At 35.0% G+C, this 26,171-nt stretch carries 27 protein-coding genes; 20 read left to right on the forward strand and 7 right to left on the reverse strand.

The window, feature by feature from the left end:
• Positions 1-243 precede the first annotated feature (243 nt).
• From J2T59_RS01860 to J2T59_RS01875, 4 genes are all read left to right on the forward strand, one after another.
• Positions 244-1,500 (forward strand): 3-isopropylmalate dehydratase large subunit, encoded by a 1,257-nt coding sequence (locus tag J2T59_RS01860; protein WP_259133420.1) that lies wholly within the window; start codon positions 244-246, stop codon positions 1,498-1,500.
• A complete protein-coding gene (locus J2T59_RS01865) occupies positions 1,497-2,006 on the forward strand; it encodes a 3-isopropylmalate dehydratase small subunit (protein WP_259133421.1) in 510 nt (169 codons plus the stop codon). The genes J2T59_RS01860 and J2T59_RS01865 overlap by 4 nt, the downstream gene beginning before the upstream one ends.
• Positions 2,007-2,356: 350 nt before the next feature.
• Entirely contained in the window at positions 2,357-3,460 is a 1,104-nt protein-coding gene (locus tag J2T59_RS01870) for an AAA family ATPase (protein ID WP_259133422.1), read from the forward strand.
• Between the two features lie 17 nt (positions 3,461-3,477).
• Positions 3,478-3,744: a hypothetical protein gene (locus J2T59_RS01875; RefSeq protein ID WP_259133423.1), complete on the forward strand. Its 267-nt coding sequence runs from the start codon at positions 3,478-3,480 to the stop codon at positions 3,742-3,744.
• Between the two features lie 5 nt (positions 3,745-3,749).
• Here J2T59_RS01875 and rnz read toward each other — a convergent pair whose 3' ends face one another.
• Complete coding sequence (gene rnz / locus J2T59_RS01880; RefSeq protein ID WP_259133424.1) at positions 3,750-4,679, reverse strand: ribonuclease Z; 930 nt, start codon at positions 4,677-4,679, stop codon at positions 3,750-3,752.
• A 344-nt stretch (positions 4,680-5,023) separates the two neighbouring features.
• On the opposite strand from rnz, the gene J2T59_RS01885 reads away from it, so the two are divergent.
• From J2T59_RS01885 to J2T59_RS01945, 13 genes are all read left to right on the forward strand, one after another.
• Positions 5,024-5,401 (forward strand): 30S ribosomal protein S8e, encoded by a 378-nt coding sequence (locus J2T59_RS01885; RefSeq protein ID WP_259133425.1) that lies wholly within the window; start codon positions 5,024-5,026, stop codon positions 5,399-5,401.
• A gap of 58 nt (positions 5,402-5,459) precedes the next feature.
• Positions 5,460-5,951 (forward strand): Lrp/AsnC family transcriptional regulator, encoded by a 492-nt coding sequence (locus J2T59_RS01890; protein WP_259133580.1) that lies wholly within the window; start codon positions 5,460-5,462, stop codon positions 5,949-5,951.
• Between the two features lie 34 nt (positions 5,952-5,985).
• Positions 5,986-7,164, forward strand: a complete 1,179-nt coding sequence (locus J2T59_RS01895) for an aminotransferase class I/II-fold pyridoxal phosphate-dependent enzyme (RefSeq protein ID WP_259133426.1) — start codon at positions 5,986-5,988, stop codon at positions 7,162-7,164.
• Positions 7,165-7,187: 23 nt separating this feature from the next.
• Entirely contained in the window at positions 7,188-7,550 is a 363-nt protein-coding gene (locus tag J2T59_RS01900) for a DUF5518 domain-containing protein (RefSeq protein WP_259133427.1), read from the forward strand.
• Positions 7,551-7,678: 128 nt separating this feature from the next.
• Positions 7,679-7,861 (forward strand): MM0924 family protein, encoded by a 183-nt coding sequence (locus J2T59_RS01905; protein WP_259133428.1) that lies wholly within the window; start codon positions 7,679-7,681, stop codon positions 7,859-7,861.
• 123 nt (positions 7,862-7,984) lie between these two features.
• Complete coding sequence (locus J2T59_RS01910) at positions 7,985-8,668, forward strand: DUF5591 domain-containing protein (RefSeq protein WP_259133429.1); 684 nt, start codon at positions 7,985-7,987, stop codon at positions 8,666-8,668.
• A gap of 387 nt (positions 8,669-9,055) precedes the next feature.
• Positions 9,056-10,213, forward strand: coding sequence for a glycosyltransferase family 4 protein (locus tag J2T59_RS01915; RefSeq protein ID WP_259133430.1), 1,158 nt, complete (start codon positions 9,056-9,058; stop codon positions 10,211-10,213).
• A gap of 25 nt (positions 10,214-10,238) precedes the next feature.
• Entirely contained in the window at positions 10,239-12,212 is a 1,974-nt protein-coding gene (locus tag J2T59_RS01920) for an amylo-alpha-1,6-glucosidase (RefSeq protein WP_259133431.1), read from the forward strand.
• A 50-nt stretch (positions 12,213-12,262) separates the two neighbouring features.
• Positions 12,263-12,475 carry a winged helix-turn-helix domain-containing protein gene (locus tag J2T59_RS01925; protein ID WP_259133434.1) on the forward strand — a complete coding sequence of 71 codons (213 nt, stop codon included), beginning with the start codon at positions 12,263-12,265 and terminating at the stop codon, positions 12,473-12,475.
• Positions 12,476-12,507: 32 nt separating this feature from the next.
• Positions 12,508-13,554 (forward strand): magnesium/cobalt transporter CorA, encoded by a 1,047-nt coding sequence (gene corA, locus J2T59_RS01930; RefSeq protein WP_259133436.1) that lies wholly within the window; start codon positions 12,508-12,510, stop codon positions 13,552-13,554.
• A 75-nt stretch (positions 13,555-13,629) separates the two neighbouring features.
• Positions 13,630-14,748 carry a polysaccharide deacetylase family protein gene (locus J2T59_RS01935; RefSeq protein WP_259133437.1) on the forward strand — a complete coding sequence of 373 codons (1,119 nt, stop codon included), beginning with the start codon at positions 13,630-13,632 and terminating at the stop codon, positions 14,746-14,748.
• Entirely contained in the window at positions 14,745-16,007 is a 1,263-nt protein-coding gene (locus J2T59_RS01940; RefSeq protein ID WP_259133439.1) for a glycoside hydrolase family 57 protein, read from the forward strand. Before J2T59_RS01935 ends, J2T59_RS01940 begins: the two co-directional genes overlap by 4 nt.
• A gap of 16 nt (positions 16,008-16,023) precedes the next feature.
• Positions 16,024-18,048, forward strand: a complete 2,025-nt coding sequence (locus tag J2T59_RS01945) for a glycoside hydrolase family 15 protein (RefSeq protein WP_259133441.1) — start codon at positions 16,024-16,026, stop codon at positions 18,046-18,048.
• Here J2T59_RS01945 and J2T59_RS01950 read toward each other — a convergent pair.
• The 6 genes from J2T59_RS01950 to J2T59_RS01975 form a co-directional block, all read right to left on the reverse strand.
• Positions 18,042-18,659, reverse strand: coding sequence for an NTP transferase domain-containing protein (locus tag J2T59_RS01950; RefSeq protein WP_259133443.1), 618 nt, complete (start codon positions 18,657-18,659; stop codon positions 18,042-18,044). The two genes, J2T59_RS01945 and J2T59_RS01950, sit on opposite strands and share 7 nt — an antisense overlap.
• Complete coding sequence (cobS, locus tag J2T59_RS01955; protein WP_259133444.1) at positions 18,644-19,474, reverse strand: adenosylcobinamide-GDP ribazoletransferase; 831 nt, start codon at positions 19,472-19,474, stop codon at positions 18,644-18,646. Before cobS ends, J2T59_RS01950 begins: the two co-directional genes overlap by 16 nt.
• A 35-nt stretch (positions 19,475-19,509) precedes the next feature.
• Positions 19,510-20,046, reverse strand: coding sequence for an alpha-ribazole phosphatase CobZ (gene cobZ, locus J2T59_RS01960; protein WP_259133445.1), 537 nt, complete (start codon positions 20,044-20,046; stop codon positions 19,510-19,512).
• 20 nt (positions 20,047-20,066) lie between these two features.
• Positions 20,067-21,071, reverse strand: coding sequence for a cobalamin biosynthesis protein (locus J2T59_RS01965; RefSeq protein ID WP_259133446.1), 1,005 nt, complete (start codon positions 21,069-21,071; stop codon positions 20,067-20,069).
• Complete coding sequence (gene cobD / locus J2T59_RS01970) at positions 21,065-22,558, reverse strand: threonine-phosphate decarboxylase CobD (RefSeq protein WP_259133447.1); 1,494 nt, start codon at positions 22,556-22,558, stop codon at positions 21,065-21,067. Before cobD ends, J2T59_RS01965 begins: the two co-directional genes overlap by 7 nt.
• Before the next feature lie 126 nt (positions 22,559-22,684).
• Positions 22,685-23,299, reverse strand: coding sequence for an NTP transferase domain-containing protein (locus J2T59_RS01975; RefSeq protein ID WP_259133448.1), 615 nt, complete (start codon positions 23,297-23,299; stop codon positions 22,685-22,687).
• A gap of 339 nt (positions 23,300-23,638) precedes the next feature.
• On the opposite strand from J2T59_RS01975, the gene J2T59_RS01980 reads away from it, so the two are divergent.
• The 3 genes from J2T59_RS01980 (at position 23,639) to J2T59_RS01990 (ending at position 26,025) form a co-directional block, all read left to right on the forward strand.
• Positions 23,639-23,968, forward strand: coding sequence for a hypothetical protein (locus tag J2T59_RS01980; protein ID WP_259133449.1), 330 nt, complete (start codon positions 23,639-23,641; stop codon positions 23,966-23,968).
• Positions 23,969-24,082: 114 nt separating this feature from the next.
• Positions 24,083-25,315: a histidine--tRNA ligase gene (gene hisS / locus J2T59_RS01985; RefSeq protein ID WP_259133451.1), complete on the forward strand. Its 1,233-nt coding sequence runs from the start codon at positions 24,083-24,085 to the stop codon at positions 25,313-25,315.
• A 251-nt stretch (positions 25,316-25,566) separates the two neighbouring features.
• A complete protein-coding gene (locus J2T59_RS01990) occupies positions 25,567-26,025 on the forward strand; it encodes a 30S ribosomal protein S15 (RefSeq protein ID WP_259133453.1) in 459 nt (152 codons plus the stop codon).
• Positions 26,026-26,171: the final 146 nt, after the last annotated feature.

Raw genomic sequence — 26,171 nt, forward strand, 5'->3', positions numbered from 1 at the left:
CATAATTATCAGTATCTAACTTAAATCTAATGAATTAGTCAAAACCTATGGAACAATTTGCATTGTAACAAAAAAACTGTGTAGAACTCGAATTTAGCTCAAATTAAACTTAACACACGTTTTTTCATTTTATCAGAATGGAATTATAAGTGCAATAAAGTAATATTCCGTTAAGGTCATATATAAAAAAGAAAATTATCGCATAACATACTAATCAAATAAAGCATTTTTTTAGGTGAATATATGGGAAAAACTATTTCAGAAAAAATTATAGGAGAACATGCTGGAAAAGAAGTTTCAGCTGGTGATATAGTTGTTGCTAATGTCGATGTGACTGCAGTACAAGATGGTACAGGGCCATTAGCTGTACAGCAACTGAACAAAATTAATCTAGTGCAAGCAGCTAATCCAAAAAGTACAGTTTTATTCATTGACCATGCTGCACCGAGTCCTCATAAAGATTTATCTAACGCACATGGATTATTACGAGACTTTGCTAAAAAGACAGGAGTGGTTCTTTCAGAAGTAGGTGAAGGTGTATGCCATCAACGTCTTGTAGAATCATATGTTAAACCTGGAGATATACTAATAGGTGCAGATTCGCATACATGTACATCAGGTGCGCTTGGTGCATTTTCTACGGGTATGGGATCGACTGATGTTGCTATAGGTATAGCGTTAGGAAAAACCTGGCTTAGAGTTCCTGAGACGTTCAAGATCAATGTAACGGGTCAATTTCAAAAGGGTGTATATGCTAAAGACCTTATCTTGTATGTAATTGGACAAATTGGAGCTGATGGAGCAACCTATAAAGCACTCGAATTCACTGGAGATACGATTAAAGCCATGACCATGTCTGAAAGGTTCACTCTCTCTAACATGGCTGTAGAGGCTGGAGCCAAGACCGGCCTAATTGAAGCTGATGATGTAACTAAGCAGTACCTTGAAGAGCTTGGAAGAGGTGATGAGTTCAGGTACATACAAGCTGATGAGGATGCGGAATATGAGAAGGTTTTTGATATAGACGCTTCAAAGCTTGAACCCGTGATTTCAGCACCACATACTGTAGATAATGTCAAAAGCTTAAATGAACTAATGGGCACTAAAGTAGACCAAGTGTTCATAGGAACTTGTACTAATGGTAGACTTGATGATCTAGAAATTGCAGCTAGTGTACTTAAAGGAAAACAGAGGCACCCCGATACAAGATTGATAGTTACACCCGCATCAAAGCAAGTATACATACAAGCAATGGAAAAAGGATATATTCAAACTCTAGTAGAAGCCGGAGCTGCAGTCATGGCACCTGGATGTGGACCATGTGTAGGAGTACATCAAGGAATATTAGGGGATGAAGAAGTATGTATTGCAACACAGAACAGAAACTTCAAAGGAAGAATGGGTAACCCTAACAGCTATATCTACTTATCATCACCAGCTACAGCAGCAGCAGCTGCGATTACTGGTAAAATCACCGACCCGAGGGAGGTACTGGTATGAAAGAAGAATTAAACGGCAATTCATGGAAGTTTGGAGACGATATTAGCACAGACTTAATTGCTCCTGGCCGCTATTTCCATCTAAGAACCAATCTACCAGAACTTGCAAAACACGTATTAGAAGATGCAGATCCAGAATTCCCTGCTAAAGTAAAATCAGGAGATTTTGTAGTGGCCGGTAGGAACTTTGGACTAGGATCTAGTAGAGAACATGCACCTACGATAATAAAGTTGGCTGGAGTTAATGCAGTACTAGCAAAGTCATTTGCACGGATATTTTATAGGAATGCAATTAATGTAGGCTTACCTGTATTAATATGTGATACTGATAAAATCGATGAAGGTGATAAACTCAGTATCGAGCTTTCTAATGGTGTCATACATAACCAAACAAAAGGAACTGAGATTACATTTAATCCATTACCTAATGTCATGATACGCATACTAAATGACGGTGGTTTAGCATCACATATTGAAAAACATGGTGACTTTAAGTTAGAGGATTGAATTATATCCTCTCAACCCTCTCCCGCCTATAATAGCTCTTCTGGAAATCAAGTTTAATTACCTTATTTCTTTATATGAAAAATAACTCTACAAAAACACATAATCTATATATAAATTGAAAATCAAATGACTAAATTAGTGGAATTTAATAAGATACTTTCATTTACTATATCAACATATTAAATGCACATTCGAGGGACAGGGGTTTATGTTTAAATAATCACTTTAATTTGATTTTCTACTAAAACTATCTTATATGTAGCGTACTTATAATAATCAAAGCCATTTTCTGTAGCTAATATACTATTCCCAAAAATAAAACTATATAGGACGTTCTAAAATTGCGATCGATGCAGCGAACAAACAAGAAGATAAAAAGAGAAGACTATCCCGATTTCAGTGACTCTACTGCAGAGTATATAGTTTTAAAACCAATCGGATATCCACTTACGAGTATATTAGAAGAATATCCAGAGATAGAAAATGAAGAACTTTTCCAGTTTTATGCAAGAGAACAATGGAACGGATACGTTGCGTATAAAAACGAATTCTTGTTCGATCGCAGAATGTATCCTGACTTCGCATACAAAATCCTTGAGGTAGAACCACCTGAATCCATTATTGGTATGGAAACTAGGATATTCGTCAAAGATGAAAAGACATTATCTAAACCGATTGAGTTCAAGAGTCGTATCACTATGGATAATGTGGTTGGCCAGTCACTTGCCAGAAAGAAATGTAAATTAATTGAAAAGTATCTCGAGAACCCTTTAGGATTTGGTAAGTGGGCTCCAAGAAACGTTCTTTTCCATGGCCCTTCAGGAACTGGAAAAACAATGTTTGCTAAAGCATTAGCTAACAAAACAAACTCACCTATAATCCCTGTGAAAGCAACACAACTTATTGGGGAGTTTGTTGGTGAAGGTGCTAGGCAGATACATCAATTATATGAAAAAGCAAGTAATATGGCACCATGTATTATTTTTATTGATGAGCTGGATGCTATTGCTTTAGATAGAAGACATCAGGAGCTTAGAGGAGATGTATCAGAGATTGTAAATGCGCTTTTAACCGAAATGGACGGAATTATCGAACATGAAGGAATCTGTACAATTGGTGCTACAAATAGAATAGACGTGTTAGATAGCGCTATAAGAAGTAGATTTGAAGAAGAAATCGAATTTGTCCTGCCAGATGAAAGTGAAAGAGCAGAAATAATTCAAAAGAACATAACTACATTCCCAATACCTATTACAGAAATTGACATTTCACGAATTGCTAAATATACTTCTGGTCTATCAGGAAGGGACTTGGTTGAAAAACTTTTAAAATCTGTGCTACATTCAGCCATAGTAGAAGATAAAAAATATATAGATCAAAACGATTTTGATACAGCTATAAACAAACTTATGAAAACCGAAAAAGGAACTGCATTAGATACAATGTATTCTTAAATAGTAGGATGATTACAATGGTAGAATTGAACGAGACTGATAGATTTGAATGTAAAGTCATTAATGTATTCGATAACAAAAATTGGAAAGGTGTCGTAGTAGAACACGGTGAATCAAAAAGTAGAGTATATTTTGGAAGGATCAGATCAAAAATAGATCATATTAAACCCGGAGATACTTTATACCTAGGTGCAAAACCAGTTAACTTTGATATCGGGGACAGAAGTATGGAAGTTTCTCTATACGATGAGGATAATAACAAACTTGACTGGACATTTCTATAACCCTTTTATTCAGATGCCTTATTTATTTTGTAAGGTATATCTATTTCCATTAGGTCACTAGCTATAATAACCGATTTGAAATGCTGTTTTGCCTCATTATAGATTGGTGAAATATCATCTGTATATCTTGAACTTATATGAGTTAATATCAATCGTTCTACATTAGCATCGGCGGCAAGTCTAGCAGCTTCAACTGATGTTGAATGCATTGATTCTCTAGCCCACTCTTTTTTATCTTCGGCTAATGTTGCTTCATGGATTAAAAGGTCAGCTCCTTTAGATGCTCTTTCAACATCTTCTGTAGGTCTAGTATCACCACTATAAACTACAGTCCTACCTGGCCGAGATGGACCTAATACGTCTTGTGGAGTTATACGATTCCCATTTACTATAACATTAAATCCTTTTTGTAATTGTGAAAACATGGGGCCTACTGGTACCCCTAGTTCAATCGCTTTATCACGGTCAAATTTACCTGGCCTTACATGTTCACGCAATACATACCCTACACTGGGTACACTGTGTTTTGTCTTAATTATCTCTATATCATATCCATTCTTGTGTATTATTTCACCTGGAGCGACTTCTCTTGAACGTACATCAAATCTTAACTTATAATAACCAATACCGATCAGCATTTTAACAAAATCATGTATATGAGGCGGGCCATAGATATCCAGTGGTTCAGTCCTACCTTGGAAAGACATTGTTTGAACTAAACCCGGGATACCTAGTATATGATCTGCATGAAAGTGGGTAAGATATATCGAAGATAGCGCCATCATACCCGTTTTAGCTTTCATCATCTGTTTTTGTGATCCTTCACCACAATCAAAAAACAAAAGTTCACCATCTCGATTTATCAAAATTGATGAGGGGTTTCTATTACGAGTTGGAAGAGAACCGCCTGTACCAAGAAATATTACACGAAGCATATTGGTCAAATATCTGTTTAAACTATTATTTAAGTGATCTACTGTCTGTACTATCTATACAACCAACTATAACCATTAAAAGGATTATCCTATGTAATTTGATCTAAAGCACATGGTTACCATGTTTTAAATTTAGCTTTATATATAAGTTATACTCTAATGAACTAAAAACAATTACCTTAAACTTAAATGCATAACTATTGTTTTTCAGAAAAATTTAAATTTAAACTATTCGAAACCTTAATATAGAATCCTATTAGTAAGGATAAATCCATAAAATTATACATTTAACTAAAATCATTATTAACAAGCAATAAACTATGTACTACCAATGAGGTTAAACTATGAAATGGCAAGGAAGATCTAAAAGGAAATACACAAGTGCTAAACTCAAGTTCGCTAGAGGTAAAAGAAAGTTCGAAATTGGTCGAGAATCTGCTGAAACTGTGGCCAATAAGACAAAAAGAAAGATAGTTTCTACACGTGGCGGTAACAGTAAAGTCAGATTATTACAATGCGATGTAGCAAATGTAACAAACACTTCAGATGGTACCACCAAAACCGCAAGTATAGAATCAGTTGACCAAAACTCTGCAAATGACCACTATGTAAGAAGGAACATAATCACAAAAGGTGCTATTATAAAAACCGAATTAGGTAATGCTAGAGTTACAAGTAGACCAGGTCAAGATGGTGTTGTGAACGCAGTTCTAATAGAGTAAGGTTTTATTTCCTTCATCACACCACCTTATTCATTTCCAAGATATGAGAGCATCAAAAATGGATAATGTAGATAAGAACATACTTGAGATCTTAGAACAAGATGCAAGGACCAAACCTGATGAAATAGCTAAACTTACTGGCATATCTGGTGAAGAGATCCAGGAAAAAATTAAACGTTTCGAACAAGCAGGAATTATTCGGAAATACAAAACTATTGTCGATTGGGACGTTGCCGGGGAAGATTACGTTTATGCTATAATCGAACTTAAGGTCACTCTACAAAGACGGCAAGGATATCAGGTCATCGCAGAAAGGTTATACAAATTCGATGAGGTCAGGTCTGTCAGACTCATTTCGGGTGATCACGATATTTCATTGACAGTACGTGGTAAATCAATGAAACAAGTAGCTTTTTTTGTAGCTGAAAAAATAGCTACATTAGAGAACATACAAAGTACATCTACACATTTTGTGCTCAAAACTTACAAAGAGGACGGAGTTATTCTTTCAGAAACTGAGCAGGTCAAGAGATTACCAATAACTCCATGAACAAACACTTCTTACTTTTTCGAGAGAAACATAGATGTTAAACAATTGTGATCCTTCCAGGTTTCTTGCGAGTAAATTAGAAAATGTACCCCCTTCTGGAATAAGAAGGTTCTTTGACCTTGTATCAGATATTGACGATGTCGTCTCTTTAGGGGTAGGAGAACCTGATTTTCATACTCCTTGGCATATTAGAGAAGCTTGTATTCATGCTATCGAGGAAGGAGAAACATCATATACATCTAATTTTGGATTAAAGGAACTTCGGGAAGAGATATCTAATCTTTACTTATTAAGACATAGTACACACTATAATCCTGAAAATGAGGTTCTTATAACCACTGGAGTAAGTGAAGCCCTAGATATAGCTATACGCACAATAGTGAACCCTGGAGACGAAATAATTATTGTTGAACCTTCTTATGTAGCTTATACTCCTTCGGTCATCTTTTCTGGAGGTACACCAGTTCCTGTGAAAACTCATGTCGAAAATAATTTCAAGTTAGTGCCAGAGGACCTGAGATCTGCAATCAGTGATAAAACAAAAGCAATAATTCTGAACTACCCTAACAACCCCACTGGAGCAGCAATGGGCAAAAAGGAGCTGGAGTTAATAGCCGATATTGTTGAGGAGAACGATCTTTTAGTGATATCTGACGAAATCTATGAATGTTTAACATATAACAAAAAACATACATGTTTTGCAACACTTGAAGGCATGAAAGAAAGGACTATTTTACTTAACGGTTTCTCAAAAGCATACTCAATGACAGGGTTCAGAGTAGCTTATGCACTTGCTCCACCTGAACTAATCAATGCAATGATGTTAATACACCAATATACTATGCTCTGTGCACCCACAATTGCACAAATTGGAGCAATTGAAGCATTAAAGTACGGTAATTCTTCAATGGACAAAATGGTTCGAGAATATGATAGAAGAAGAAGACTTATAGTAAATGGCTTCAATGACATTGGTCTATCTTGTTTTGAACCTGAAGGCGCATTCTATGCATTCCCAAGTGTTAGATCTACAGGTCTCACCTCTGAACATTTTGCAGAAAAATTATTAAATGAACAAAAGGTAGCTACAGTACCGGGTGATGTTTTTGGTGAGTCTGGGGAAGGGTTCCTTAGATGTTCGTATGCAGCATCTACTGAAAATATAAAAATTGCACTTGAAAGAATAGAACAATTCATATCTGATTTAGAATAAAATTATAGAACTGAGTGTAAAAAATGAAAAAAGAAATTAAAGGTGCATTTATCGCGATTCTTTCAACTCTAATATTATACACAATCCCTGGAATTGATTTCATTGCTCCCTTTGCAGGTGGGTTTATTGGCAGTTACTTCACAGTTTCCAACTCCTCTGAAGGGTTTAGTGTAGGTTTTTGGATGACCATTATAATGATAATTCCAAGCATACTATTAGCAGCTCTGGTAGCTATAGGTCTTATATATTCAGGTATGGTATTTTTAGGATACCTTGGTGCATTCTCTATCATAATAATAACTTTGATTCTCCTAACACATATAGCTATATTAGGTACTATAGGTTCAATATTAGGCGGCTGGTTCAATTCAAGACAAGCTAGCTGACTAATCAATATACTAAAATTTAAATAGTTAGAACAAGTTATTATATTATGTCAATGCTGGATATTATGTAAATACCAGATATGACATTAATTGATGTGGGGACTCGATTTAAAAGGAGGATATAAGATATGCAATCATTTATAGTAGAACACTATCTATACAAAGATGTAGACATTTATGCCGGTGGACCAGATGTATTTCGTGGAAAAATCGAAGCATGTGCCGATGGTGTAGTAACTCTAAAAACAGAAGAAGATAAATTAACTCATATTGCAATTGATAAGATCATAGCCGTATGGGCAAAAGACTGATTATCCTTAAAAGTCCTTAACCTAAAAATAAAGGACTTATACTTTTTTTCTAAACCAAATACCTATTTCTTTAAGGTACCAACATCGTTACTCTTATATACGAAGTAAAGTGATTTTTCTCCCGTGACCCCGATAATACCAGAACATGAAAGGTCAGATGAACCTTTAGATACAGAACAAATTATTTATCATCCAGACATGAAAAAAGCAAACGACTGGATTTTAAATGAATACGAACCGCCACACAGAGATTATTGTATATTCGTACCTTGTTCTAAAAAGAAACCATATCATACAAGCCCATCTCACAAGATGTATGATAGAATAATCTTTGAAATACTTAATCCATCCGATGTTCATATAGTAACTTTTGGAACATGTGGAGTTACACCTAGAGAACTAGACACAGAATATCCTTTCACAGACTACAAGTTCATGATGGGACGATGTAATGTAGCTAAAATTAAAAGGGATTTTATAAAGATGGAAAGTGAAAGGTTAGCAACCTATCTAGATAAAACAAGGTCAAATTACAAGTATCGAGTAGCATATTGTCTTGGTGATTTCAGAAAAGCTATGGACATAGCAGTAAAAAAGGTTGATATTGATGTTGATATATGTCCAGATGAAAAAACTCTTGAACAGAACATTCAACCTGACAAAAGCTTCATCTACGGAAGTCTGAGTAGAAGACCCTACTTACAGGACTTGGCAGATGTTTTAAGTAAACTCAGTGGTAAACCAAAAAGAAAGGTGGGCGTAGATGAAAATCATTCTATTAATGATACGGACTGGTACCTACTTTGAAAAATAAGCTATATTTAACTAATTTCTTTTTGTTTAGCACATTGAATTAAGAATTTAATGAAAAGCCCATTTCTTCGAATGAATCAGGGGGTGTGAAATACAACTCCTGTAGAAACTATAGCTAAAGTATTAGAAATTGAACAATTTGTTTCTATAATAAAGTAGGAAATTACTTCTTTTAATGGATGGTAGTTCATTACAAGAAAATCATACAGTTTTTAAACCTGGAAGCTAATCTAGTTATAATAATCCCACCCAAGTTATCAGCAGATAAGCAATTATATACATTAATAAAGTTCTATAATATAAGTTAAAAGAATATTATTTATTCAAAGACTGCAATTGGTTACAATTTTATTTGGGGGCCTTAGAATAAAAAATAGTGAAATGAAAATTGGTGTTTTCACATGGGAAAGTCTCTATTCAGTAAAGGTAGGCGGCATTGCACCACATGTTACCGAACTTTCTGAATCTATTGCTAAAAAAGGTATTCAAGTACATATTTTCACCCGGAGTAGTGGTGAAACTAATGATCATGATATTATAAACGGTGTACATTACCATAGAGTTTCGTTTGATCAGTCTGGAAGCATAATACACCAGATGGATAAAATGTGTGATGCAATGTATCACATGTACTTACAAGTTGTTCACGAGTTTGGCCAATTTGATATACTACATGGACATGATTGGCACCCTGTTAACGTTTTATGTCAAATCAAAGCTGAATTCAAGGTTCCTTTCATTCTCACATACCATAGTACAGAATGGGGACGCAACGGAAACAAACACGCTAGCTGGTGGGAAGCTACTGAGATATCACATCGTGAATGGTTAGGAGGTTATGAAGCCTCAGAAGTAATAATCACTTCCAATATTCTTAGAGATGAAGTACAATATCTTTATCAGATCCCGGATTACAAAATTTCAATTGTACCTAATGGAATATATAAAGGAAAAATTAAGAGGGATATAGATCCTGGTAAAATAAAACAAAAATATGGAATTCATCCATTCACTCCAGTAATATTATTTATAGGACGTATGAGTTATCAAAAAGGTCCTGACCTTATGGTACAATCAATTCCCCATATCCTATCACATAGAGGAGACCCTGAGTTCGTTTTTATTGGTGAAGGTGAAATGAGAATGCCTTGTCAAAAACTAGCTAATGAGCTGGGAATTGGTCATAAATGTCATTTTTTGGGTTATGCACCAGATGAAACTGCAATCGAATGGAATAATGCCTGCGATATTGTCTGTGTACCCAGTAGGAACGAGCCTTTTGGGATAGTTGTATTAGAGGCTTGGGATGCAGCTAAAACTGTAGTAGCTACTGATGCCGTTAAGATCATTAAAGGATTCAAGAATGGAATATCAGTTTATAGGGACCCATACTCTATAGCATGGGGAATAAATTATGTACTTGATGGAAATGGATCAAATAAGCTAGGACTGGAAGGAAAAAGACTTGTTGAAACTATCTATAACTGGAACTCGATTTCAAGTTCAACTATAGATATCTATCAAAAATGTGTAAAATAAATACAATACCATGTTAAGCCTAAAAATGAGTTCAAATACTTATGATATGAACTACAATAATGGATTATATCATGAGTGGATCATTACCAACGGTATAGGTGGATATGCCTCATCTACACTGACATTAACTAACTCACGAACTTATCATGGATTACTTATAGCTTCTCTTAATCCACCTGTAGATAGAACATTATTATTATCATCAATAGATGAAATAATTACTATAAATGACCAGGATTTCGAATTAGCGGTACACAAATATCCAGGTGTAGTTCACCCACAAGGCAATAAATACTTAACATCAGTTCAATTTACACCATCACCGATCTATAATTATGAAGTAAATAATATTATCATAAATAAACGAATCTTCATGCATTATGGCCATAACACCACCATCATAGAATATGAAATAGATAACAATGTGTCTGAGCAAGAAGTTAGCTTTAAACTAATACCATTAACAAACTCAAGAAATTTTCATCATACATCGAACGCTAAAAACACCATAATTGAACAGTCTAGTAGAGAGTACGGTACTGATATTTTCACGGAGCTATCTAACCTTTATCTTGATTCAAACATAGAATATGTTAAAGATCCATACTGGTTTTACAACTTTGAATACGAATGCGAGATCAGACGTGGAACTGGTCACCTTGATGATAATTTCAATCCTGGTTACTTTAAATCCCAGCTAAAAAAAGGAAAAAATCATATCTTTATAGTAGCGTCAACTAAAAATGAATCTGATTGGTCTTTAAATGATATAAAAACAATTTATGAAAACGAAACTGAAAGACAAAAGCAGATTGAGCATAGCTTCAACTACTATAAGGATCCGTTCATATCACAGCTCTATCCCGCTATAGATTCTTTTCTGGTTAGTAGAAGATCTACTAATTCTCTATCATTGATAGCTGGATATCATTGGTTCTCGGATTGGGGTCGAGATTCAATGATATCGCTTCCAGGCCTAACATTAGTAACTGGAAGATACGATGCTGCTAGAAGTATCCTTAAAACATTTTCACAATATTGTAAAGATGGCTTGATCCCAAACCAATTTTCGGATAATAGTACCAAACCACCAGCATATAACACTGTAGATGCTCCTTTATGGTTCATTCATGCAACTATGAAATATTACGAATATACTAAAGACATTCACTTTTTAAAAGATATCTGGGCCACTTTAGAAAATATAATTAGGTCATATATTAATGGAACACATTACGACATAAAAATGGATGATGATGGTCTCTTGAACCATGGTCCACAATTAACATGGATGGATGCAATGGTTGGAGATACACCGGTAACACCTAGAGAAGGAAAAGCTGTGGAGGTCAATGCATTATGGTATAATTCACTAAATATAGCTTTAGACTTTTCCCATATATTGGATAAGGAAATTTCTATTAGTTCAGAAGATATTAAAAGAACAAAGAAATCATTTCAAGATAAGTTCTGGAATAACAGCAAGAACTGCCTTTTTGATACAATTGGTTATGGAGTTGATAACCATCTCAAAGATGATTCTATTAGACCTAATCAAATTTTTTCCATATCACTCCCCTACAAACTACTTGATGTTAAAAAAAGTAGAGGTGTACTAAATAATGTCTGTGAAGAACTATTAACTCCATTTGGACTACGTACTCTTTCTCCAAAAAACACAAATTATCAAGGACGTTATCATGGAAATCATTTCCAGCGTGATAAAGCGTATCATAACGGTACAGTCTGGCCATGGCTTATGGGTCCATTTATCTCAGCATACACTAAAATGAACAGTTATTCTCAGTCCAGTATAGAATTTTCAAAGGAACTTGTACTTAACTTTGAGCCACACCTTTTAGAAGCATGTATTGGATCTATATCCGAAATATTCGATGGTGACCATCCACATTTACCACGAGGCTGTGTGTCCCAATCTTGGAGTGTCGCCGAGGTATTGCGGGCTTACGTTGAAGACATAGTACCACATTATTATTAATACTCAAAAATCCAATATACAGTAATAAAAGCATTGGGAGTGAAAACTAATTGATTGAAGATTATAGTATAGATATAGGATTGGCTGCAGGTATCATATACCATGAACTAAGTAACAAGAAGATGAACTTATCAACCTTGGAAAAAAGCTTGCATGAGAAAGGATATAATACCACAACTGCACTAATGGCACTTGGTTGGCTTGCTAGAGAAGATAAGGTTCATATATGTAAATCTAACAAGTGGTCGATTTCTTTGAAATAATCATACTGTTTCTTTATCCTAGAAAAATAACTATGAACCGAACTTCCCAAAAATTAGGTTGTCCCCCAGGATCTCTTATCCATGTAGGAAACAAAATATCTGAAGATGTACAAATATCTTATATACATTATAATAAAGATCACATTATAGAAAAAAGTGCAGATGATATAGAAGAATGTTTAGAACATATTAAAGAAAATACAATAACTTGGATCAACGTTTCGGGTATACATAATACTAAAATTATCGAGAAGATTGGACATGAACTTGGAATAAATAGCCTTACACTTGAAGATATATTACACACTCGACAAAGACCAAAGATTGAAGAATATGATAACTACATCTATATAGTCTTAAAAAAAATATATCTTGTTAATGAAGAAATCAATTATGAACAACTTAGCTTAATTCTAGGCCAAAATTATGTCATCTCATTCCAGGAAAGTGAAACAGGTACGTTGAATCCCATTAAAAAGCGGTTACATAACAATAAGAGCAAAATTCGTGTTTCAACGACAGACTACTTAACCTATTCGTTAATAGATACGATCATAGATAATTATTTCATCTTTTTAGAGTTAATTGAGGATAGAATAGACAGTATAGAAGATGAACTCATTTCCAATCCAACCCATAATGTCTTAAAAGAAATCCATGACCTCAAAAGAGAAATGACATTACTCTTAAAGTCTGTCTGGCCACTGCGGGATGTTATCAGTACAATGCTACGAACTGAATCTATGCTAATTCACGATTCAACCAAGATATATTTCCATGACCTTTATGACCATACAATACAAGTGATCGATACAATTCAAACATTTAAGGAAATAGTAGCAAGTATGCTAGATGTCTATCTATCAAGCATAAGCAATAAAATGAACGAGATCATGAAAGTATTGACAATAATTGCAACTATATTCATTCCACTAACTTTTATAGCGGGCATCTATGGTATGAACTTCGAATATATGCCAGAACTTGGATGGAAGTATGGTTATCCACTAGTCCTTTCAGTCATGTTACTTACTATTTTAGGGATGTTATCTTATTTCAAAATAAAAAAGTGGATATGAATTCAAATTCAAAGCATATCAATTTGCAACAACTGACCAATATACTAAAATAAAGCTTTCCTGCATTTAAGTATTATGAAAAGAGTTTGTATTTGTTGGGAACTTACCAGTCCATATAAATTAAAATGGTACTGGCCATCGGAGGGGTATAAGAAACCTAGTTTTGACATTTATTTCGAGTCAAACACAGATAATCACGATCTTGTTAACAATATTTTAAAATTGAATGAGATAATTAAAAATTCTATCAACTCCGGTGCTAAATATACTTTTAACATTTCTGGACCTTGCTTAGAACAAATCGTAGCTAATAAAGAACTACTTAAATCGTTCAAAGATATAACAAATACAAACTGTGTAGAGTTTACAGCATCACCTTACTATCAATCAGTTAGTTTTATGTTTCACGATAAGTCTGAGTTCATATCTCAGATAGAAAAACACGTTAATTTGATCAAAAACACATTTCATCAAAATCCTCAAACTCTTATAAACACACAGTTATTCATTTCCGATGAAATTACAAAATTAGGTGAAGAACTTGGTTTTAAGTGTATGATCGGTGAAGGATCTCATAACATTCTACAAAAAGATGATCCTACATACCTCTATAAGAACCACATACCTCTACTTCTTCGACACATTAATCTTAGTGAAGATATTGAAAAAAGATTTACTAACCATACATGGTCAGGTTACCCTCTTATAGCAGACAAGTTCACTGCTTGGATCGATAGTATAGAGGGAGATATAATTACACTTTATTTAGATTACGATTCCATTATAAAACATTTAAATCAAAGTGACCTTATAATCAAATTCATTGAAGAATTACCAAAAAGTTTAGCTAAAGCTGGTATTGAAATGGTAAATCCTCTTGATGTAACTACACGTTGTAAGACATATCCACTCTCTGCACTCAAGAAAGAAATGACAGCTAGATATGGTGTGAACAGTCTTGTGGGCAATCATGTCCAGCATATATACATGCACGAGCTAGAACATACACTATATCAAATCAATAAAACCGATAATAAAGGATACCAAGATCTACACCGATGTTTTCAGCAGAATAGCATTTTTTTGGATATGAACTCAACAAATTATCCATTAGCATATGAGAATGCAGTAAACTTATTTTCTATATTCTCTGACTTTAAAAGAGGGTTGATCATAGGGGAGAAAGATAAATGAACTCAATTTGCCTTTATTTTGAAATACATCAACCATATCGTTTAAAGTGGTTCTGGCCAGGTGATCAAACTGAAGGGTTTGAAAGATATTTTGATAATAATGTAAATAAAGAAATATTTGAAAAAGTTGCCACGAAATGTTATATCCCTGCAAACAGATTACTTTTAGAACTTATAGATGAACATCGTAATGAGTTCAAGTTTAGTATATCTATCACAGGTACTTTACTAGACCAATGTGAGAAATGGGGACCAGAAGTACTAGATACATTTATACAACTAGCAGAATCTGGCTCTGTAGAATTTATAGATGAAACTAATTATCATTCAATATCAAGCCTTTTTGAAGATAGGAATGAGTTCATTGAAGAGGTTAAGCAACATCGAGATAATATATATTCTCAGTTCTCTATTCTACCAACCACATTTAGAAATACTGAACTGATCTATAACAACAGTATCGCAGAAACTGTTTTTGATATGGGGTATAATTGTATTCTTGCAGAAGGTGCAGATCACATCATTAATTCGGCATCAAACCATATCCAGTCATTTCATACAAGAAATATATTTGAAGGTACTAATTTTTCACCGAATTACGTTTATAAATCCAATAATTGCGATATTAAAGTATTATTAAGAAACTATAAATTAAGTGATGATATTGGATATAGATTCTCATCAAGTTCATGGCCCGAACATCCATTAACTGCAGAAAAATGGGCGAATTGGGCATCTAATGCCCAAGGTGATACTCTAAATATTTTCATGGACTATGAGACATTTGGTGAGCATCAGTGGGCAGATACTGGTATTTTCGAGTTTCTCAAAGCATATCCCTATGAAATAAAAGACAATGGTCTAACTTTCAAAACTCCTAGTGAAACTATCAGGGACTACCAGCCTGTAGGCACAATAGATATTGGAGATTATTCTACCACCTCGTGGGCGGATATCGAACGCGATACAAGTGCTTGGATTGGTAATGATATGCAATTGCGTTGTTTCGAGGAAGCAAGACTTATTGAACCTTATGTTAAAAAAACAAGGGATCAGAACCTCATCCATATCTGGAAACATTTTCTTACATCTGACCACTATTATTACATGTCAACTAAATGGCTGGATGATGCTGATGTACATTCCTATTTCAGTATCCATTCATCACCATACGATGCATCAATTAATTTCATGAGCGCGTTCTTAGACTTCAAATCATTGGTTTTCAGAACACTTAAAGAGAAGAATCTTACCAATTAATGGAGAAACTTCAATTATGGTCACATTAACAAACGCAATCCTTGGTAATCCTAACATCTTAGTAACCATGGGTCAAAAAGCAGAGATCAATGGAATATTCTATCCACAAAGAGATCATGCACAGAATGTAGATGAATCCCTTTTATGTTTTTATTCCGAAGAATTTGTTAATATAAATAAGGAGAAAGGGTCTGAGTACCTTTTATGGCTTGATGATGATAGTTGGAGACATGACCAAAAATATGTGAATGATACATATACAGTTACAACGCATCTTAGCCACGAATGTGGACTCAATGTAACAATAATAGATACAGTACACCCATATCTACCTACGATCATTAGAAGGTTCAATATATCTAGCACACATGATTTTGACTTCCAGGTATTCTATTATTCCAGCTTCAATGCAGGTGATTCAAGGAAACAAAATACATGTTATGTTGATGCTGATAGTAAGACTGTCATTCAATACTGGAAAAATTATCATGTCGGACTAAGCACAATACCCGAATTCGAAAGTTGGCAAGTTAGTAAATTAGCTGGGAACAGTTGGTGGAATAACCCACAATATGATATGCAAGATGGACACCTTCAGAACAACCGTGAAGATATTGGAGACCTTGGTTTTGTAGTTGGTTGGAACCGTGCGATTAATAAAAATAAGCGTTTCGAGCTTACAGTATACATAGGACTCAATAATAATAAAAAAAACCTGTATAAAATGATGCGAGGTTTGATCACAGATTCACTTAACATGATCTCAGAAACCGTTGAATCTAACTGTGAAACTAAATTAGCTACTAAAAAACCACTTAAATCAGTTCCTCTTCTCCAGAAAATACACGATATTGACCTGATAACCATATATAACAGGTCCTTATTGACACTTGATCTTCTTTATGAGCCAACTAAAGGTTCTTTTATTGCATCCCCTGAATTCGACCCCGATTTTGAGATGAGCGGGGGGTACGGCTTTTGTTGGAACCGTGATTCTGTAGATATGGCTCAATCATTACTTAATGCTGGTTATCCAGAATATGCAAACGAATTCATTAACTGGTGTATTACCACTCAATTACCTGAAGGTTCCTGGTTCCAAAGATATTGGACCGATGGAAAACATGCTCCTTCATGGAGCAATTTCAGGGATACCACACAAATAGATGAAACTGCATGTACCTTATTCCTGATAGGTAGCTATTATTCGACACTTACAGGTATTGATCGTACAGAATTTCTTGACCGTATCTGGATAACTGTATTAAGGGGTGCAGAATATCTAATCAAAAGAAGTAAAGACCATTTACATGAACTCTGCATGGACCTCTGGGAAACTCATGTTGGTACCTTTACATACACTAATACTTCCATCTATTCAGGACTAATGTTCTCATCACAAATCGCAAGGGATCATGATCAACATGAGCTTGCTGCTAGATGGGAAGATCATGCACTACAGATAAAAAGGAGGGTATTATCACACCTCTGGTTAAAAGATAAACAGTTTTTTGCAAGATGTTTTGATGAGAATGGTAACATCGACAACACTGTAGATGCAAGCATTCTTGGTACAATTACACCATTTGCTCTTTTATCATTATCCAACAATGATGAATGGGAAAAAGCTTGCTCTATCATAGAAACAATTGAACATAAGCTAAGTTTAGATATTAATGGTTATCACGGTATCAAACGTTACGAGAAAGATAAATACATCAATGGAAATCCATGGACAGTAACTACACTGTGGCTTGCAAAATCTATGTTGATCTTAGCTAAATCAATTGAAGATAATAAAGAATGCACTGAAACTAAACATAGTTTAGTTAGCAAAGCACTTAAACTTATACAATGGTGTATTAGAGGAACAAATACTACTAATCTATTACCAGAACAAGTTGACCAAGATAAAGGAACTCCTGCATGGGCAATACCCCTTGGATGGAGCTGTGCTTTAATGATAGATACAATACTTTTACTTGATGAACTATTATGTCATGATAAAGAGCTGGTACACAAGCTAGAAACGCTTTACTGATCCTTTCTGTTTTTGATCATTTCTTTACACATCTTCAGATCATCAACGGTATTTACATTAAGTGACAGTTCTGGTAATTTCAATACGAGTGTCATGTACTCTTGTTCTGTCCTTATTTTATATGAATCAAGTATATTGATCCCCGTTGGTACTATCAGTTCTCCATCCTTATTGAATATCGTGTCTGGTCTGGTACCAATGTTCTTGCAAACCGAAATTGGCACAAATACTGACATTGCAGGTTTATCCGAACTCTCATAACTATCAATTATCTCATCTATTACAGATGCTGTAAGTACAGGCAAGTCCGCCATAACTATCATTACAGGTCCCTCTATTTTAGCCGTCTCAACCGCCTGTACCATATCTTTTACATAATTCCCTCCTTCTGTGGGAATTACCCTAACATGTTCACCATATAACTTATTTACAATAATCCCTGTGTTAGGGGTTGCAGGAGACGTTGCAACATATACTTTATCAATCTTTTCAGAAGTTACAAGTGCATCTATAACATATGTTACAAGAGGTTTTCCCAACAACTCCACACAGGGTTTTTCTCCCATACCTAATCTTGTCCCAAGTCCCCCTGCCATTACAATAGCATCCATTCAAATCCTCCTGATACTAATTTTATACAAATAGCTAGTATAATAAGAGATACTACACGCCCAATTTCATTAGCAGTTCCTATCCCATCACCATTAAGTCCACCAAAATGCCTATTACTCACATTTAAAATGAAAAGTGAAACGACCATTGTCATTATAAAAGATACTAGTCCAATTATACCTAGATCCAATAACCAAAATGCTATAAATGATATTATCGATCCGAAAACGAAACCTATCAAATACTTTGAAGGTGTCGTGCTTTTAATTGTTATTACACCCATTCCATCATGGATAGGTCTGCCAAACGCTGCTACTGTCAACATTGCCTGTTTAGAACTCATTTCAGCCACAATAAATGAACTGAATACAATGAGTCCAGTATAATAAGTATCTTGACTAAAAGCTGTGATCTCTGCCTTAACTGTCAATATAGATACAAATAACCCAAGTATCAGTATTGTACAGAAAGCTGCTCCACCAATCCCAAGAGATACATCTTTCATTGCCTGTATTTTCTTTTCAATCGATCCGTGGGCAGTGATTCCATCACCCATATCAGCAAGTCCATCCAAATGATTGAATCCAGTGAAATAGTATATTACCACAACAATAAGAAACGCACTAATAAGTGATGGTAATAAGAAATCAAGAATAACTGCAGATAGACCTATTATTACACCTAATAAAAAACCAACTACAGTATACAAATAGATATGAGCATTGAATGAATCAAATCCGTTCTGATCAACTTTCACGGGTATTGTTGAAAGAAAACCAATACTGGCTTTCACTCCACTTAAAAAAGAAATCATTCAGGTTCCCATTCCTTAAAACAAGAATACCAATATTACATGTTCAGTTCAGCTATAGCTCTTGTATACATGTTAGCTGAAACACCACCAATAAGGCCTGCTAAAACATCGTCCATGAAAGGACCCATTTTAGCCAGTATCCCAGGTTTTGATTTATCAAGACGGACAAACTCAAACATTCCTTTATCGCCACTGATATATTTAGCAATACTCATCCCAATAACTTCATCTGCCACTATGAATGTCAGATCCTTATCAAAGGAGTCCTTACTAACACCTGGAAGGTTGCCCACCTTTCCCTCTCGTTCAAGCAATATCCCTGAATATATTAGTAGTGACAAGTTTGGGTCAGAAACTGCGATCTTCAATTCCCTTTTAAAGATACTTTCAGCCTTCTCCTGCGTCTCAAGTCCTGGGTGTGGAACATACATTTCCATCGCAGATTCCACTAACATATCAACAGTTATACCTTCTTTTTCGAGCACGTCCATTATATCATACTCTGCCGGTTCATCAATTGTTTCGGGCTGATCACCCTTAAAATCCTTTGAATCCATATCAGACAATTTCATAATAACCATCCATTAAGTATTTAGTACCATATCCATGCAAAGTTTATCGCAGCTGCAAATGCAGCAAATGAAAGTATAGAAGCAATGAATATAAGTTGGGATACACGGTTTATATCTTCAGGTTTTGGTAGAGCATATTGTTCTCCAAGTACATAGTTATTTGGTTTTTCCAAACGAACCTTTATGGCACCAGATGCTGCAGCCATGGGATAACCAGAATTAGGTGACGGTGTCCTCTTCGACTGAGTTGAAGCCAGTCTTAGAGACGAACGCACATCCATAGTACCTTTCTTTGCAGGGAAAAGTAACCATATTATTGCAGCAGACCCTGCTATAAACAGAATAGATAATCTTGCAGGTACCCAATTTAGAACATCGTCCATTTTAGCTGAAAAGTATCCAAGTTCGATATGTTCTTCATCCTTATAACCAATCATTGAATCTAGTGTATTCACACCTTTGTATACATAAGCTGCTACCAACCCTAGTGGTCCCAGCAGCATGTAATAGAAAAGTGGAGTGATTATGCCATCAACATAATTCTCAGAAACTGATTCTATTACTGCAGAAGATACCTGTTCTTCAGATAGAGTAGAGGGATCTCTACTAACGAATATAGGTAACTTCTCCCTTGCCTGCGCATATCTTTCGTTCAGTATATCTGAAGCTATTGATTTTGCTGGATTTAATAGACTCTGGATAGCAAAAGTAGATTTCAAGAAATATGCACCTATAAGAAGCCTTACAGCCTCTGGTATAATTACAGACGTGAGCACTAGAAGGATCATGACAGCTATCAATGACGAAAATATCATCGTTAAAACAGCCAATATTACTCCATACAGTTTCCTGTTGTTAACCGGTGCTCTCTCCTTAAAAAACTGGACAAAGCGACCTATCCAAACTACCGGATGAACTGCTGCCGGTGGCTCACCGAGCAAAATATCAAACACAAAAGCTAAAATAAGTACATATATCAAAAAAGTACCATCAATAGAAAATATTGGAATGATCAAATCTAACATAGATATGGCTCCATGACCCTCTTCCAAGCCGACTTAAGATTTTCTTCATTATCGCCTTCATTCATTAGAATATCCAATACATCTTGTGCAACGTCCTTATAATGAATAACATGACATCCTTGACAACTCCAAATCTTACCACCACTGGATCGATCTACCATCTTTCCACCAGTCCTCTCATCCTCACATGGATAAAACGGACAAAAACAAAATATACAATCTTGATCCTCGAAGTGACAAGGATAATACTCACACGTGGTCCTACCAAGAGATGCACCTTCAGCAACCTTTTCCATAGTATCCCTGAGTTCAGCCCTTGCTTGTTCCTTTCCCCATCCCGTCAATACATCACCTATAGATTCAGCTAACTTCTCATTCTCTTCACGTGTTCTGACAGCAAAACGAGCATAAGAAGTGCCAAGCTCTTTAAAAGAAGCACAATCTCTGATCAAAATACCTTTTACAGCAAGTCTTTTAAACAGTTCAGTAGAATCCATTAGAAAATTATCGAGATTAACACAAATATAATTAACATCACTAGGAATAGGCTCAAAACCCCTTATATTAGAGAACCTTTCAAATAAATATTCGCGTTCCTGAGCAATAAGCTCCCTTGACTCCACAAGGTACTCGTTATTGTATCCACCCGGCATACTTAAGAGCTCAGTCGCAATAGTGTCCGGTATGGACCCCAAATTCCATGATAATCTTGCATCGTTCAGGAATGCAGCCATTTTGTGAGTGGTCACACCAAACCCCATCCTGATACCCGGTATTGCAAACGATTTGGTAAGTGATCTTAATACAAAGACATGATCGTTATTTAAAGCAATATCTACAATACTTTGAGTTGGATCAGATAATTCACTAAAAGCCTCATCTACAAACAAAAGAACATTATTTTCCATACATTTCTCTGCAAGAACTTCTAGTTCTTCATGAGGTCTTAATATACCAGTAGGATTGTTTGGATTACACAAAAACAATATTTTTATATCTTTGAGCTGCTCATCCGTGAGTTCATTCACATCTTCTTGTTTTATATTTACAATATCAGCTCCAAATATATTGCATTGGACCTCATATTCACTAAAAGTGGGTTCGGGAATCAATACTTTATCTCCAGGACCAACAACAGATTCGACCACTAACCTGATTATTTCGGATGAGCCATTACCAGGAACTATATTCTCAGGAGTTGTTAAATAATCCACCAAAAAGTCTGAAGCAGCTTTCCTAAACTCATAATATCTATTATCAGGGTACTGATGAATCTTTTTCAACGCTTTTGCTAACAGATGATCAATATTATATTTAGTACTGAAATAGTCAAATGGGGTACCCATTGGATTTAAACTCGCACTAAAATCAAGTATTTCAGATTCATCAAATCCATGTTTCTGTGCATATTTCTTGATCAAACCACCATGAACTGCAGGTGAAAGTCTTTGAATAGATTCTTTTAATGGTAAATTATGTTCCAACACACGTATCGCCTACTTCTTATTAGGAATATTAAGATATTAGATGGATCTTATTAATTAATGAATGATTTTTGAATATAACATTGAGTAGTAAATTGAAATATAAATTAAACGATTTAAATATACAACTTAACCTCTACGTGTAGCCATTATTCTCTCACACACATCTAGATCATACACTGTATTTAAGTTGTACGCAAGTTCTTTCCGATCTATTATCAAATTACAGTCCTCCTGTTCTCGATCTATATCTTTACCATCCATCACATTAATACCTGCAGGTGAGATAAATCGACCATTTCTGTTAAACACAGTTTCAGGTTTTGATTCTACGTCTTTGAATATGGATAAGGGAACATGTACTGACATAGAAGGTTTTTCGCATTTATTGTACTCTTCTATCACAAACTCGATAATATCCGGAGTTATCATTGCCAGATCATACATCACAATAAGTACAGGATCTAGTATATTAGATTGTTTTACTGCATGTACCATATCAGTAACATAATTGGTACCAGGAGTAACTATCACTTTAATCCGTTCACCGTATATTTCCTCGATTCTTTCTTTGGTCTTCAAAGACAAAGGAGATAATGCTATCACAATATCATCTACATGCTCAGCTAGTTCAAGAGCATCTATGACATGACAGATCAGTGGTTTATCTAACAACAATAATGTCGGTTTTTCCTCAATACCTATATCACCGCCTCTACCACCAACCATTACAATAGCATCCATTCGAAATATGCACCTCTTTTATCTGATATTATGTTCCCTCAAATTTTGATATTGCATTCAAAGACATTCATTATATAACTCATATTCCCTTAATCTAGTAATAGAACAAAATAATCTTTTCATCCTTAACTCCTACTATTTGCCAAACCATAACCCTTAAAGTTTTAAATCGAGTTTATGCAACTGCACTTTAATATACAAACAATTCAAATGACAACAGGTATATTAATTAATTTTGGATTTATCCCATAAAACAAATATACTTTACTAAAACATTTTGTTCCTAAAATACATTTAGGCTAGCTGGAAATATGAATTGTGCTTGGACAGGGATTGCAAATGAAAAGAATAACTGTGAACATTTCAAATGAAGCTTATAGTACCTTAAATGAATATAAAGCAATTAATGATCTAGAAACTGTAGATGACGCCTTAGATCAGATCATATTAACTCACACCGAACATATCTTACCAAAAAAGCGAATATACAAGGACATCTACTACGAAATTGTAAAAGAAGATAATATATGGACAGTTAAGTACTACAAATTAAATTCTTCCGAGAACTTAGAACAATTACCTACAGTACACAGACACATTAATAGACCACCCGAAGAAGAAATAAAGGAAGACATTGACAGGTCATTCTATTCTAAAGAAAGTAGCTGAGTAATTAAGGATCAAACCATAACACTTTAAAGTAAAAATCAGAATAATCAGAGCATTACCATATAACAATGAAATAATACTTGTTAACAACAAATCAATCAGGATACGATCGAGATGAGCATAACAAAACCCAGAGGTACCCGTGATTTTCTGCCTGAAGATATGGAGCAAAGGCGGTATATCGAAAGCATAATGAGAGACATAGTGAAAAAATGGGGCTATCGCGAAATAATGACACCAACATTTGAACATCTTGATCTCTTCACATTAAAGTCCGGTGAAACTATCGTTGATGAGCTCTATAATTTTACAGATAAAGGGAATAGAGAAATGGCATTACGCCCAGAACTCACTGCCCCTGTTATGAGAATGTACACAAACGAACTTCAAGCTACCTCCAAACCCCTAAAACTATATTATTTCGAAAACTGTTTTCGATACGAAAGACCTCAAAAAGGAAGATACCGTGAATTCTGGCAATTCGGTGTCGAGTTAATAGGTAGCAAAAAAGAAGATGCTGATGCTGAAGTTATCGCATTAGCAATGTCTATACTGGATGCAATCAAAGTAAATGGTACACTAAACGTTGGACATCTAGGAGTCATAAGACATATCCTTAAAGAACTTGATACTGAACACCAGTCAAACATTATGAGATACGTTGATAAAAAAGATGATACTGGCTTAGATGATTATTTAGAGAATATTAATGCAACTGCCTCTTTAAGGCGTAACCTGTTCGAACTTATAAGTATTCAAGGAGATGATGCGCTAGAAAAAGCAAAAGAAGTAGTAGGAGACATTGAAGAACTCCAATATTTCAAGAACGTACTCAATATCCTGGATATTTACGAAATTCCTTACAATATCGATTTTGGTATTGCAAGAGGACTCGATTATTATACTGGTATAGTCTTTGAAATTTATGCAGATAATCTTGGTGCTCAGAACCAGGTGTGTGGCGGTGGATCATATCAACTGATAAAACTATTCGGTGGAGGTGATGTCCCATCAACTGGGTTCGGGATCGGATTTGATAGATTAATGCAAATATGCGATCTGGTATGCCCTAAACCAAAGAATCTAATGATCATCTCTACGGATAATACGCGATCAGAAGCTATCAAAATAGGACAAAGATTACGTGAAATAGTACCCACACAAGTAGATCTAATGCATCGTAACTTCAAGGCACAGTTATCCCATGCTAATAATATAGGTGCAGACCATGTCCTGATAGTAGGTGAGAAGGAACTAGAACTGGGTAAATTCACATTGAAGGATATGAATACAGGTTACCAGGAGACTATCCACATAGATGATATTATAGATAGACTAACCTCATGAATGAGAATATTAGTTATATACACCTCAGGTACCATCAAAAAATATATAACTAATAATTACTTTACTTCAACCACTTCGCCAAAGTAAAAGAAAATCTATTTCAGGTTGCTCTCCCCTCGTTCATATCAACCTGGACTCGAGCTCAATCTTGACTATTGAGTCACAAAAAAATAAAAATTAAATAATGACAATAAACCATACTTAAGAACAAAAATATCATCAATATCACATATCAGGAGGATATAAACTAAATGGCAAAAATGCATACTCGTAAAAAGGGGAAGTCAATGGCAACCCGTCCATATAGGACCGAAGCACCGTCATGGTCACAAATGGAAGAAGATGAATTGACAACTATTATCGTAAACCTGTGGAACGAAGGTAATTCCACAAGTGAAATAGGTATGATTCTAAGAGATAGGTACGGTATACCAGATTCCACACTAATTACTAGCAAGAAAATTACAACTGTACTTAAAGAAAATGATGTTGATTTACCATTACCTGAAGATCTTGAGAACCTAATCATCAAGGCTATCAGAATGAGGAAACATCTTGCCCTGAACAATCATGATGTACATAATAAAAGAGCACTTCAGAATACAGAGTCGAAGATAAGAAGACTTGTGAAATATTATAAGGCATCAAAGGTCTTACCGGAAGATTGGAAATACAAACCAGCTACTGCAGAAATGCTTATCACAAGGTAAGCAACTGATAAAGCTCTTTTTTACAACAAAAAATACCGGGATTAACAGTACCGGTATTGCTTTTTTTCTTTGTTCTTTTTCTTCCATTTAAGAATTAAATAAAGCTGCTTCAACAAAATATATATCGCTTTATTGCATTTAATACA

It is taken from the genome of Methanosalsum natronophilum (genome assembly GCF_024808815.1).
In the GTDB taxonomy this organism is placed as follows: domain Archaea; phylum Halobacteriota; class Methanosarcinia; order Methanosarcinales; family Methanosarcinaceae; genus Methanosalsum; species Methanosalsum natronophilum.

Bases quoted from the DNA above. Each gene is read 5' to 3' on its own strand.
- J2T59_RS01860 (WP_259133420.1), top strand. From the start codon at position 244: ATGGGAAAAACTATTTCAGAAAAAATTATAGGAGAACATGCTGGAAAA.
- J2T59_RS01865 (WP_259133421.1), top strand. From the start codon at position 1,497: ATGAAAGAAGAATTAAACGGCAATTCATGGAAGTTTGGAGACGATATT.
- J2T59_RS01870 (WP_259133422.1), top strand. From the start codon at position 2,357: ATGCAGCGAACAAACAAGAAGATAAAAAGAGAAGACTATCCCGATTTC.
- J2T59_RS01875 (WP_259133423.1), top strand. From the start codon at position 3,478: ATGGTAGAATTGAACGAGACTGATAGATTTGAATGTAAAGTCATTAAT.
- rnz (WP_259133424.1), bottom strand. From the start codon at position 4,679: ATGCTTCGTGTAATATTTCTTGGTACAGGCGGTTCTCTTCCAACTCGT.
- J2T59_RS01885 (WP_259133425.1), top strand. From the start codon at position 5,024: ATGAAATGGCAAGGAAGATCTAAAAGGAAATACACAAGTGCTAAACTC.
- J2T59_RS01890 (WP_259133580.1), top strand. From the start codon at position 5,460: ATGGATAATGTAGATAAGAACATACTTGAGATCTTAGAACAAGATGCA.
- J2T59_RS01895 (WP_259133426.1), top strand. From the start codon at position 5,986: ATGTTAAACAATTGTGATCCTTCCAGGTTTCTTGCGAGTAAATTAGAA.
- J2T59_RS01900 (WP_259133427.1), top strand. From the start codon at position 7,188: ATGAAAAAAGAAATTAAAGGTGCATTTATCGCGATTCTTTCAACTCTA.
- J2T59_RS01905 (WP_259133428.1), top strand. From the start codon at position 7,679: ATGCAATCATTTATAGTAGAACACTATCTATACAAAGATGTAGACATT.
- J2T59_RS01915 (WP_259133430.1), top strand. From the start codon at position 9,056: ATGAAAATTGGTGTTTTCACATGGGAAAGTCTCTATTCAGTAAAGGTA.
- J2T59_RS01920 (WP_259133431.1), top strand. From the start codon at position 10,239: ATGAGTTCAAATACTTATGATATGAACTACAATAATGGATTATATCAT.
- corA (WP_259133436.1), top strand. From the start codon at position 12,508: ATGAACCGAACTTCCCAAAAATTAGGTTGTCCCCCAGGATCTCTTATC.
- J2T59_RS01935 (WP_259133437.1), top strand. From the start codon at position 13,630: ATGAAAAGAGTTTGTATTTGTTGGGAACTTACCAGTCCATATAAATTA.
- J2T59_RS01940 (WP_259133439.1), top strand. From the start codon at position 14,745: ATGAACTCAATTTGCCTTTATTTTGAAATACATCAACCATATCGTTTA.
- J2T59_RS01945 (WP_259133441.1), top strand. From the start codon at position 16,024: ATGGTCACATTAACAAACGCAATCCTTGGTAATCCTAACATCTTAGTA.
- J2T59_RS01950 (WP_259133443.1), bottom strand. From the start codon at position 18,659: ATGGATGCTATTGTAATGGCAGGGGGACTTGGGACAAGATTAGGTATG.
- cobS (WP_259133444.1), bottom strand. From the start codon at position 19,474: ATGATTTCTTTTTTAAGTGGAGTGAAAGCCAGTATTGGTTTTCTTTCA.
- cobZ (WP_259133445.1), bottom strand. From the start codon at position 20,046: ATGAAATTGTCTGATATGGATTCAAAGGATTTTAAGGGTGATCAGCCC.
- J2T59_RS01965 (WP_259133446.1), bottom strand. From the start codon at position 21,071: ATGTTAGATTTGATCATTCCAATATTTTCTATTGATGGTACTTTTTTG.
- J2T59_RS01975 (WP_259133448.1), bottom strand. From the start codon at position 23,299: ATGGATGCTATTGTAATGGTTGGTGGTAGAGGCGGTGATATAGGTATT.
- J2T59_RS01980 (WP_259133449.1), top strand. From the start codon at position 23,639: ATGAAAAGAATAACTGTGAACATTTCAAATGAAGCTTATAGTACCTTA.
- hisS (WP_259133451.1), top strand. From the start codon at position 24,083: ATGAGCATAACAAAACCCAGAGGTACCCGTGATTTTCTGCCTGAAGAT.
- J2T59_RS01990 (WP_259133453.1), top strand. From the start codon at position 25,567: ATGGCAAAAATGCATACTCGTAAAAAGGGGAAGTCAATGGCAACCCGT.